The organism is Trueperella sp. HMSC08B05, assembly GCF_001808405.1.
Lineage (GTDB): Bacteria > Actinomycetota > Actinomycetes > Actinomycetales > Actinomycetaceae > Trueperella > Trueperella bernardiae.
The window spans coordinates 17,507-27,728 of record NZ_KV793279.1 but is presented as its reverse complement, the minus strand read 5'-3'; the positions used below and the strand labels follow the sequence as shown (position 1 = coordinate 27,728).

The following is a 10,222-nucleotide window of genomic DNA, read 5'->3' as shown; positions in this document are numbered from 1 at the left end:
AGCGTTACACCACACTAAGGGACGCAACCCCTTGGCCTACCTGCTCGAGTTGAGCCCCATTTTTGCGTCGTGCCACCACAGATTTTGCATCGAGGATTTCCCATTCCCTAATCCAAACCGATTCAAACCCCGACCTTACCGCGGAATATCAATCAAAAACCGGGATAAAACCAACACGACCTGGCCAACCAAGAACTCAAGTCACAACGAGTCCAACCCCCACCTTTCGGCTTTGTAGCAACGAAAGACAGCCCAAAAACCAACACAACCTGACCTATAAGACCACAACGCCACCCACGTGGGCAAAGCAAAAGGACGCTCACTTTGTATCAAAATGAACTTCCTAATGGTGCTAGTAATCCCTAACGGGATTAAGCACTATTTCGTCGTCCTTACTAATGAAAAAGCCCGAAGGCTTTTTCACCGTTCGGACTCCTCATCGTGGAGCTAAGGGGATTCGAACCCCTGACCTTCTCATTGCGAACGAGACGCGCTACCAACTGCGCCATAGCCCCTGACCAGATGATAGTAGCACTACTCGGCCGCCCTTCGCCCGTCCGCGACCGTAAAGTAGCTCACTAAAGCCCGTGAGCCGTGGCGAACTCGGCCACCCGCGCGGCGAACGCCGCAGGCGCGTAGGCATACCAGTCTTCGGAGGCTTCCCTGGCTACGTCGCGTTCCCAGCCAGCACCCTGGAGCTCGGTGGCACCCCGGGTCCCCACACTGTCCTTCTCCCCGGCGATCGCCACGCGCGGCACCCGCACCTGCGCCGCCGCCTCGCGCTCATCGAGTCCGACCAGCCCAGCAAGATACGTCCCCATCTGCTCCGACGTCACCGCCGTCGGCCCCTTCCGTCGCATCACCGCGCCCACCTGCAACCGCATCGACTCCCCACGCCGCAACGCCAGCCTCGGCCCTGAAACGAAGACCCCGGCCACCCGGCCCGGGTGCTCGACCGCGTAATGGATCGCGGGAATCGCGCCGAGCCCTTCGGCTACCACGATCACGGGCTCTTCCAGGCCCATCATCGCCAGGTCGCGGTTGATGTGTGCGGCCATGGCGTGGCGGTGGGCGTCGGCGTCGGAACCGACGCGCGCCACGGCGAAGAGGTCGGGTGCCACGACAGCCCACGCGGGCGGCAAGTGGTCAGCGACCGGCCGCCATACCTCGGGCGTGTGGGCGTGGCCGTGAATGAAGGCGACGGCCGTCATGCCCGCCGGCGGTCGAGCAGCGCGTCCAGCGTGGAGCCACCGCCGAGCACGTCGGCACGGAACTCTTCATTGCCAGTCATGGCCGGTGCGGGGTTCGCCGCCTCGAGCGGCCCGTCCCCGATCCGCTCCCCCAGCCGGGTGGGGCGGAAGGGTACGTCGGCCACCGGCGCCTCGGGAGCCTCGTACGGCTTGACCGTGCGCCGTACCGCCTTCAGCGTGTAGGACGGCACGTCGGCGGGGCGCTCCTCACGTTCGACGACGTCGACCCGCGCACTTACGACCTTCGCCGGACGAGCCTTTCGGGCCGGGCGCGCTTCGACGGCGGGCACCTCCGCAGGCGCTTCCACGGCAGGCTCGGCCGCAGCCGCCTCAGCGGCACTCGCCGCGGCCACTTCATCTTCACCAACCTCAGCCTCGGCCGCCTCGACCTCAGCCAAGCCAACTTCAGCCACTTCCAGCTCCGCCGCCGGTCGAGCTGCCACGTAGTCGCGAACACCCGCGCGCTTGGCCCGGCGCAACACCTTGTTGGCCTTGGCGATGCGCTCCTCGTCGGCGGTGTTGAGCACGGCCCAGGAGGAGACCAGGTAGCCGACACCGAGCAAGTAGAGCCCGCCGACCGCCGTCGCCGCAATGGCAAACCCGGGAGCGAGGGACGTCAGCCCGACCGCCACCCACAGCGCCGCGGCCAGGACCGCGAGCGCGGCGCCAGCCACGAGAGCGCGCTGCTGGTGAGCGCCACGGCGGGCGATGCGGGCGCGAGCACGTGAACGGTCGCGGGCGATGGCCCGCATCTTGGCTGCGTCGGGACCACGGGTGCCGCTCGGCCGAGTAGGTGTGCTCATTGTTCGCTCCGTCGTAAAGATCCTGCCGTGATCGCCGCCCTCTTGGCGCAGGGTCCGTTCGGTGATGAGCCTCAGGTCTTCTGAGTAGCGCTCACCGATTGGCGCGTCCGCGAAAACGGCTCTCCTTCGGGTGATCTGGGGGATGACGTATGCCAGGAGGAACAGCGTTCCCATGGCGACAACTGCCCCTTCGATACCCATGGTCCAACGCTATGACGAAAGCGGGAAGGGCGCGGCGAACCGGCGCTGGTGTGTTGCCCGTATCCTTGGATTGGCGCCATTTGTGACGAATTCAGACATCCTTCACATTGGCCACACCAGTCACGCCCGCCGGGCCCTCCGGCAGGCCTTCGGCGACCCCGGCTACCGCTCCCAGACGACGCACTCGAGCGTGTCACCCACCTGCACCGCCCGCTGCTCCTCCGGCACGATCGCCAAACAGTTCGCGGTGGCAAGCGCGGTCAGGAGCGGCCGGCCCGGGTCGCCAAGCGGCTCCACCCGGTAGCCCTCGTGCGGATTGCCGACGACGCGCGCCCGCACGAACTCTCGCAGGCCCTCCGGCGATTCCCATCCCTTTTCCACGACGGCGCGGATCGAGCGCCGGTTGATCGAGGAGTAGCCGGCCATGTGGCGAAGCGCAGGTCGGATGAAGACCTCGAAGGCCGTCATCGCAGCCACGGGCGAGCCAGGCAGGCAGAACACGGTGGTCTCCCCTTCCAGGCGGCCGACCCCGAGCTGGCGGCCCGGCGCCATCGCCACGTTGTCGAAGCGGACCGTGCCGAGAGGGGAAAGCACCTCTTTAAGGGTGTCGCCGCCGCCGTAGGACAGGCCGCCGGTGGTGATGATGATGTCGGCGCGGACCAGCTGGTCTTCGAGCAGTTCGCGCAGCTCGCGCTTGTCGTCGCTCACGCCGCCCACGCGGAAAACCTCGGCGCCGGCATCGCGAATCGCGCTGGAGAGAGCGTGGGAGTTGGCATCGTAGATCTTGCCGCGGGTGGCGGGCATGCCGGGCTCTTGCAGCTCATCGCCGATGGCCATGACCACGACGCGCGGGGCGGGGTGGACCATGACGGTGGAGTGCCCGGCGGAGGCGAGCACCGCGACCTGGCGCGACCCGATACGCACGCCCGCCCGTAGCAGCACCTCACCGGCGGCAAAATCTTCGGACTGGCGGCGAATGTTCTCGCCTTCGCGCGTGCCCGCGAAGAAACGCACCTCGGCCCTGCCCTGGTCCGTGGCCTCGATCGGGATGACGGCGTCCGCCCCCGCAGGCAGCACCGCACCCGAGGAAATGCGCACGGTTGTGCGCTCCACCATCGCCGTGGGATCCACCGTGTCGGCACGGACCTCCTCGAGCATCGGCAAGGTGACCGGGTTGTCGCGGCTGGCGCCATCGACGTCGGCGACCCGCACCGCATACCCGTCCCGCGCCGCCAAATCCGCCTGCGGAACATCGACAAGGGAACGCACGTCCTCGGCGAGAACGCACCCCACGGCGTCGCCAAGCGCCACGGCAAACGGCGGCAGCGGCTGGGCCACCGCGAGGCATTCGGCAAGGTGGTCGGCAACAGACTTCATCGGGCCTCCTCTAGATTAAGACCAGTTTACCCAAGAGCGTAGCTTCCCCGGGCACTTCTTCCTTTCATGGAAGAATGGGGGCATGTCAATCTCCCCGTTGAGCATTCCCGACATCGCCGACGTCGAGGTCGAGGAAGCCAAGCAGGTCCTGCGTGCCGCGGTCCGCGAGCACCGCAAGCAGCGCTCAAAACGCAAGCTCGCCGAGCTGGCCGAGGTCTGGGTTCCCACGGTGATGGACTTCGTGGGCGAGCGTGAGCTCGTCGCGTGCTACGTGTCCACGAACGCCGAACCGTCCACCGCATTCGTCCTCACCGCACTTCACGACGCCGGCAAGCGCGTCCTCCTGCCCAAGCTCGGCCCGGGCCTTTCCCGCGCCTGGGGATACTTCGAGCCCGGTACGGAGCTGGTGAACATGGCGCCCGGGCGGCCGCCGGAACCCGAAGGCGAGGCCTTCGACAACTCGATCCTGGCGGGCGTGGACGCGATGATCCTGCCTGCGCTGGCGCTCTCGCGCAACGGCGCGCGGCTTGGCCAAGGCGGTGGCTGGTATGACCGGGCGCTCAAGCAGACGACCCCGCAGGCGGCCGTGGGCGCGATGATTTTTGCGGACGAGTTGCTTGACGTGTCGATCCCGCAGGACGACATGGACGTGCGGGTGCCATACGCCATCTTCCCCACCGAGATCGTCCCCACTGAGGCCGCGGGCCAGACTTTTCCACAGCATCTCTAACGGGGGTGCCATCCACATTTAGCCGATAACTCGGCGGTTTGCGCGGGGCGACTTGGCACAATCGGGTGCATGAAGATCACGCGCGCACCCTCCTCGTCCCGCACCACACCCATCCGGGCGCTCATGTGGCGCTGGAGGTGGGTGGGCATGGCCCTCTTCGCCGTCCTCGCGATCCAGGCGCTGCTGCCCGAGAAGGAGGAGCCGCCCGCGTTCGCCACCGTGGTGGCCGCCCGGCCGCTCTCCGGCGGGGAGCGCGTTCAAGACGGCGACGTGCGGGTGGTCAGCTTTGCCGAGGAGCTGCCCGACGTGGCACGAGAGGCTGAGCTGGTGGTCGGCGAGTTCGTGGTGGCGCCCGTTGCCGAGGGCGCCCCTGTCTTCACGTCCAACCTGCTCTCCTCCGAGTTCCTCGGGCGTGCGCCCGCGGGGACCGTGATCGCCGCGCTGCCCGTCGCCGACGCCGGGGGCCTCGCCATCCTCCAACCCGGCGTGACGGTGAACCTCTACAGCCCGCCCGACGAGTTCACCGACGGCGCCGCCACCCTCCTCGCCCGGGACGTACTCGTGGCCGGCATTGCCCACGAGAAGGGCACCAGCACTTTCCTCGGCACCACCGAGGACACGCGCGTGTTCTACCTGGCCGTCCCGGAAAAGGAGATCCACAAAGTGATCGGGGCGTCCACGCGGGCGCCCCTGCACGCCGTGCTCTCCGGGCCCGCTAGCGGTTAGAGCTTGCCAAAATGTGGGGGTACTTCGTTCAGGATTTCCTGGTCGCGGGCACTGAGCCAGGGCGCGGGCTGCTTGGCCTTGCCCTTGGGATCGCGGGGCTTGTGGCTGGCTGGCTTGCGACCGGATGGGTGCTGCTCGCGCGCGGGCTGTTTGGCGTCGCTGGCGTGCAAAACCTCCTCAACCGATTCGAACTCACCTGCCGCGATCCGCTTCGCATCCACCTGCGAGACCATGACGACGCGGCGGGAGCCACGACGCCGCACCGGCTTACCCGCCTGGCTCACCGCGTCGTCCATATCAGTCATTATCGCCGCTTAGGAAGGGGTCCTCATCACCGAGATCTAGATCATCCGTCCGCTCTTCCACGATCTCATAGTCCACCGGGGCGAACAGGGGATCGTCGGGGGCCGTGGCCGGCTTTTCGTGAGCGGTCGGCTCCTCCTCGGTCATCTCCTCCACAGCCGGCTCGTCTACCGGTTCATCGGTCGGCTCGTCTGCCGGCTCATCGGCCGGTTCTTCGGCTACCGATCCAGGTGCCGGTTCGTCGACGCCGTGCTCCGGCTCTTCGCCGACGGTCACCTGGGACTCTGCCAAGGACTCCGGCTCGGCCACCTCCACAATTAGGTCCTGAGCGGGATCTTCGGACTGCTCGGCGGCGAGCTCAACCACAGCCACCTCTTCGGCAACCGGCTCGGCAGCCGTTTCAGCAACCACTTCGGCCGCGGCCTCAGGCGCCACGTATGCGGATGCCTCCACGGCCACGCCAACCAGGCCCGAGCGCCGGGCCACGTTGCGCAGGATCACGTCCACCTGCTCCCCGCGCCGGGTGATGCCTAGCTCGGAACGTAGGTCGTGGACGAAGTCATCCTCGCCGCGGACGAGGCCATCGGAGGCGATCCAGGCGGTCATGTCGTCGAGCTGGTCGTCGGAGTAGGCGGCCAGGCTAAGGCCCGGGACCACCTCGGGGCGAGGTCCGCGCGGCCGCGCCACGCGGACCGGCTCGGCATCAGCGCCCGTTGCCGCCACGGCACCGGCACCGATTGCCGCGCCCAACCCGATGCTCGTCGTCAGTTCGTCGCTGCGCTCGGGGTCGCGGACCGCAGTGCCGTCGTCGTCGACGATCGGGACCTGGACGGGCGCGCCCGGCGTGCCAAAGCTGGCCATGAGCAACGCCTCGATGGCGTCAGCCTGCCCGGCGGGATCGATGAAGAGGGAACTGGAGAAGGTTTGGAACACGGACCAGCCGTGCGCCTGAAGGGTCTCGATCCAGAAGCGGTCGCGGCGGCGCAGGGAGCGCTCGGCCACGTACGCCTCGTCATCGAGCACCACGGCCACGGTGAACCGGCCGTCCTTGCCCACCGCCAACGGGATGCGCGGGCACCCCTCGTAGCCGTAGTCGGCGCGAGTCTGCCAGCCGCGGGCGCCCAAGCGCTGGGCGACGTCGGCGAGGAGCGGGGTGACGGCGTCGTCGAAGGTGGCGCTGACGTCGGCGCCAGCGGAGTTCTCGATCAAGCGAGCGAGCAGCTTGGGGCCGGGCGTGGAGACGCGGCGCGTGTCGATATCACCCGGCCCGAGCGCGGAGATGATCGTCAGGTCGGAGCCAGCGGCGGCGATCGTGTCGATGAGGCCGGCCAGGCCGGCCGGGGTGGCGAGCGCGCCGAAGGTGTGCAGCACGCGCCCGTGCACGGTCTTGCCATAGCCGACCGAGAGGATCACGTGGTCGTAGCGCAGGCCGGCGGCCCGCGTGATGTCGGTGATGACGAAGTCCTTCAGCCGGTGCACGTCGCTCGAATCGGCGGCCACCAGCGCGTCGCGGATGCGGCTCGCGTGTAGCACCGACAGGGCGATCACGGCGAGGGTCTCCCCCGGGCGCGCCACCGCGTGCTCGATGACGGCGTCCACCACCGCCTCGACCTCCACCTGCGTGGACTCCACCGCGCCGTCCCCGGAAATCCCCGGAACACCACGCCCGTCCACGTAGATGAGCCGCGATTCACGGCTCGCACGCACGGACGGGATCGCCGAGAGCTCGTAGCCGATCTCCTTCAGCGCATGGGCCGACAGCGCGTCATGCTCGGCGCGCAACGTGGGCAGGGTGGCCACGGGCAGCACCTCGTCGAAGACCCGCACTGCCTCGGCGTCGGGCCGGCGCAGGTCGCTCACCACCACGGCCTGGCGGCCGCGCATCATCGGGGAGATCAGCGGCGCCACCAAGTCGGTGGCCTCCACGAGTACCAGGTCCGCCCACGGCATCGGCGGGATGAACTCGGCCAGCACGTTCGGCGGGACCACCCACACGGGCCGCGCACTCTGCACGAGCCGGGAGTAGGTGGCAATCGCGTCACGCAGGCCGGACAGGCCCTGCTCGGCCAGGATCTCATCCAGGCGGAGCGTGTCCTGGCGGCGCGACTGCATCGCCTCACGCGCGTTATTCACCACCGCGCGTAGCACCGGCCCCCACAGGGTGCGGGTATGGGCGCGGTCGAGCTGGCGGAAACGGTCAAGGAGGCGGGTGAGGTCGCTCGGGCCGAAGCTGGCCACGGCCGGGGTGGTGCGGATCATCTCCTCGAAGACCGCGCTCGTGAAGGCAAGGTCAAGCTCGGCCGCGATCCTCGCTGGTGCCACCTGCCGGTTCGCTATATCCTCGATGAACTCGCCCAATCCACGCTCGCGCAGCGAGGCCAACGTGGCGTTGCGTTCGGGCAGGGTGGCCATGTGTCCGGCGTCGGCAACAAGCGCCGCGAGCCGAGCCTGCAGGGAGTCGAAGTCCATGTCGAGCAGCGACTCGCCGCCAAGGTACGACTGTAATGATTCCAGGTCGCGCTGCACCTCGGAGCGGGTGGCGCGGATCTGAGTGAGGCCGTCGGGGAGGGTGGGCCAGCCGCCCTCCGGGCTGTAGCGGCGCCACACCTCGCGGCGCTGCTGCACCTTGAGCAGCTCCTCGTGCAGAGTGGCCGTGGACTCGCCGGGCCGGACCATGTCGAGCGCCTGCTTGCGGTAGCGCCGCCGGTCGGACATCTTCATGGAGTGCCCGTGCGCCTCGCGCCACTGCTTGGGCGCGGTGGCGATCGCCAGGTTCATCGGCGAGGTCTCGAAGACCACCGGCAAGAACGTGTCGAGGGAGTCGGCGATGCCGTCGAGCACGTCGATCTGCTCGAACCATTCCGCGAGCGTCTTGGGCTGCTTCATCGCGGTTTCGCCCGCCGAGCGCGAGGACTGGCTGATCGCGGCGGGGACCGTGATGTCGTTGAGGCGCCGCACGGCGTCGAGCGCGCTCTGCCCGTCGGCCGCGTTCAAGATGGTCGAGCCCGCCCAAGCCGACCGCGAGATCGCCGGGTCGAACGCGCCAAGCTCGGCTGCCTGGTCGAGGTCGGCTGTGATCGCCTCGATCCCGTCGCGCTTCATCGCGGCCACGGCCGTCTTACCCAGGCGCACGCGCGTCTGCGGCGCGTCCGGCTTCGCCATGAGCCCGGCGAGCTTCTCCAGCAGGCCGTGGATGGACGTGCCCCAGTCCTCGTCCACGCGGTGCAGGTCGCCCACGAACGCCTCGAGCTGACGACGCGCGGAGACCAACTCGCCGCGCAGTTGCAGCGTGTCCTCGGTCGGCAGCTCTGGGGTGGCGAGGCGCAGACCGGTGCGGATCCGCTGCGGGACCTTTTCCACCGCCGAAAAATCAAGCACGAGGTCGCCAAGTCCGAGCCGCTCGAGCTCCGCGATCAGCTGGCGCCCCGAAGACAGCCGCGAGGGCACAACCACCACGGATCTCTTCGACGCCGCCGCATCCGCACAGATCGATGCCACGGTCTGGACTCGCTGCGAACCCGGCGGGCAATCCACCACGATCGACCGCCCCGAGGCCACCGCCTCCACCACGTTCAGCTCGGCCACGTCCAGGTCGCCCGCCCCGCGCTCGACCTCCGGCGCGCGATCCTCCTCGCCACCCGGGGGCAGTGGCGCCGCCGACAACCGGCGTGTCTCCTCATCCCCCGCCAGCGCCATCATGATCCCCGACGTCCGGATGTACGGCTCCATCGCCTCCAGATCGGCCAGCATGGTCCGCTCTGGGCGCTCGAAGCACCCGAGCAGCATCTCGTTTTCAAAGTCGAATCCGGGCAGGAAGTTCCGCCCATAGGCCGCGACCAGCTCGAGCACCTGCTCCAAGTCCATCGACGCCGCCGCGCCGGTCAGCTCCGCCAACTGCTCGGCCGTGGCCCCGTTCTCGCGCAACGCCCGCAGATAGGCCGGGTTGATCATCGTGTGATTGAGCTGGCGGACGGCCGCGTCGCCTTCCTCGAACTCGATCACCACGCTCCGGTACAGTGCCGGCTCCTTCACGACGACGGCCTGGCGCGGCTCCCTCTCCACCGCGCGCTCCTCGCCGGCGGGCTCGGCCGCCTGCACGCCTGCCTGTTCGTCAGAGCTGGCCCGGTGTGCGTCTGCCGGATCCTCGGCACGGGCGTCACCGAGGGTGTCGGCGTGAGCGGCACCATCGGCGTCGTCGGCCCTCCCGCCGAAGGTGGCGGAGGATTCCCCGTCGGTGTCCACAGACACGAGCGAGCCGTCGTTGTCGAGGATGAACTCGCCCGTGAGCTCGGCAAATTCAACGTTCGTGGGGGCCGCGGGCGCCTCAGACTTCGGCACCGACGGCAGCTCGGACCACGTCAGCCGCCCCACCGACAGCGAGACCGGCGCGTGGCCATACATCTCCGAGATGCGGCGCGTGGTGGCTTGGAGCCGGCGCAGGTTGGCAAGCGCCTCGCGCTGGGCCACGTTCTCACGGATGAGCGACGTGATCCGCACCGCCGAGCCGGACGCGAAGGCCACCGCCCCGGTCGGGTGCGGGTGGGTCAAGTCAATGACACCGTTGGCCTCATCCGACGTGACCTCGTCCGCCTGCTGGGCGCGCGCTGCCAGCTCGGCATGCCAGGCGCGGTAGGCAGCGTCGAGGAGCTCCTCGCGGGAGCGGGTGGGCTCCGGCGCGGGGATCGCCGCTTCGGGCGCGGACTCCTCGAGGTCGGGGGCCTGCTCGGCCTGCTGAGCCTGCTCGGCAGGCGCCTGCGCCACCGCGGGCTCGTCGGCCTTCGGCTGGGACTTCTTACGCTTAAAGAAAGGACTCACTCTCTTACCGTACAGAG

At 68.6% G+C, this 10,222-nt stretch carries 7 protein-coding genes and 1 tRNA gene; 2 read left to right on the top strand and 6 right to left on the bottom strand.

What is annotated here, in order from left to right:
- Window positions 1-442 precede the first annotated feature (442 nt).
- The 4 genes from HMPREF3167_RS09290 to glp all read right to left on the bottom strand — a co-directional run bounded on the left by HMPREF3167_RS09290 (window position 443) and on the right by glp (window position 3,631).
- A tRNA-Ala gene (locus tag HMPREF3167_RS09290) sits at window positions 443-515 on the bottom strand.
- A 63-nt stretch (window positions 516-578) separates the two neighbouring features.
- Window positions 579-1,211, bottom strand: coding sequence for an alpha/beta fold hydrolase (locus tag HMPREF3167_RS09285; protein WP_070446579.1), 633 nt, complete (start codon window positions 1,209-1,211; stop codon window positions 579-581).
- Window positions 1,208-2,254, bottom strand: coding sequence for a hypothetical protein (locus HMPREF3167_RS09280; protein ID WP_148132440.1), 1,047 nt, complete (start codon window positions 2,252-2,254; stop codon window positions 1,208-1,210). The genes HMPREF3167_RS09285 and HMPREF3167_RS09280 overlap by 4 nt, the downstream gene beginning before the upstream one ends.
- Window positions 2,255-2,416: 162 nt before the next feature.
- Entirely contained in the window at window positions 2,417-3,631 is a 1,215-nt protein-coding gene (gene glp, locus HMPREF3167_RS09275) for a molybdopterin molybdotransferase MoeA (RefSeq protein WP_062614119.1), read from the bottom strand.
- 82 nt (window positions 3,632-3,713) lie between these two features.
- On the opposite strand from glp, the gene HMPREF3167_RS09270 reads away from it, so the two are divergent.
- Window positions 3,714-4,361, top strand: coding sequence for a 5-formyltetrahydrofolate cyclo-ligase (locus tag HMPREF3167_RS09270; protein ID WP_062614120.1), 648 nt, complete (start codon window positions 3,714-3,716; stop codon window positions 4,359-4,361).
- 69 nt (window positions 4,362-4,430) lie between these two features.
- The gene (locus HMPREF3167_RS09265) at window positions 4,431-5,087 is read left to right on the top strand and encodes an SAF domain-containing protein (RefSeq protein WP_062614121.1); all 657 of its coding nucleotides are present in this window, start codon (window positions 4,431-4,433) and stop codon (window positions 5,085-5,087) included.
- On the opposite strand, the gene HMPREF3167_RS09260 is transcribed toward HMPREF3167_RS09265, so the two are convergent.
- Window positions 5,084-5,392, bottom strand: coding sequence for a hypothetical protein (locus tag HMPREF3167_RS09260; protein ID WP_145989890.1), 309 nt, complete (start codon window positions 5,390-5,392; stop codon window positions 5,084-5,086). The two genes, HMPREF3167_RS09265 and HMPREF3167_RS09260, sit on opposite strands and share 4 nt — an antisense overlap.
- A complete protein-coding gene (locus HMPREF3167_RS09255) occupies window positions 5,385-10,205 on the bottom strand; it encodes a hypothetical protein (RefSeq protein WP_148132439.1) in 4,821 nt (1,606 codons plus the stop codon). The genes HMPREF3167_RS09260 and HMPREF3167_RS09255 overlap by 8 nt, the downstream gene beginning before the upstream one ends.
- Between the last annotated feature and the right edge of the window lie 17 nt (window positions 10,206-10,222).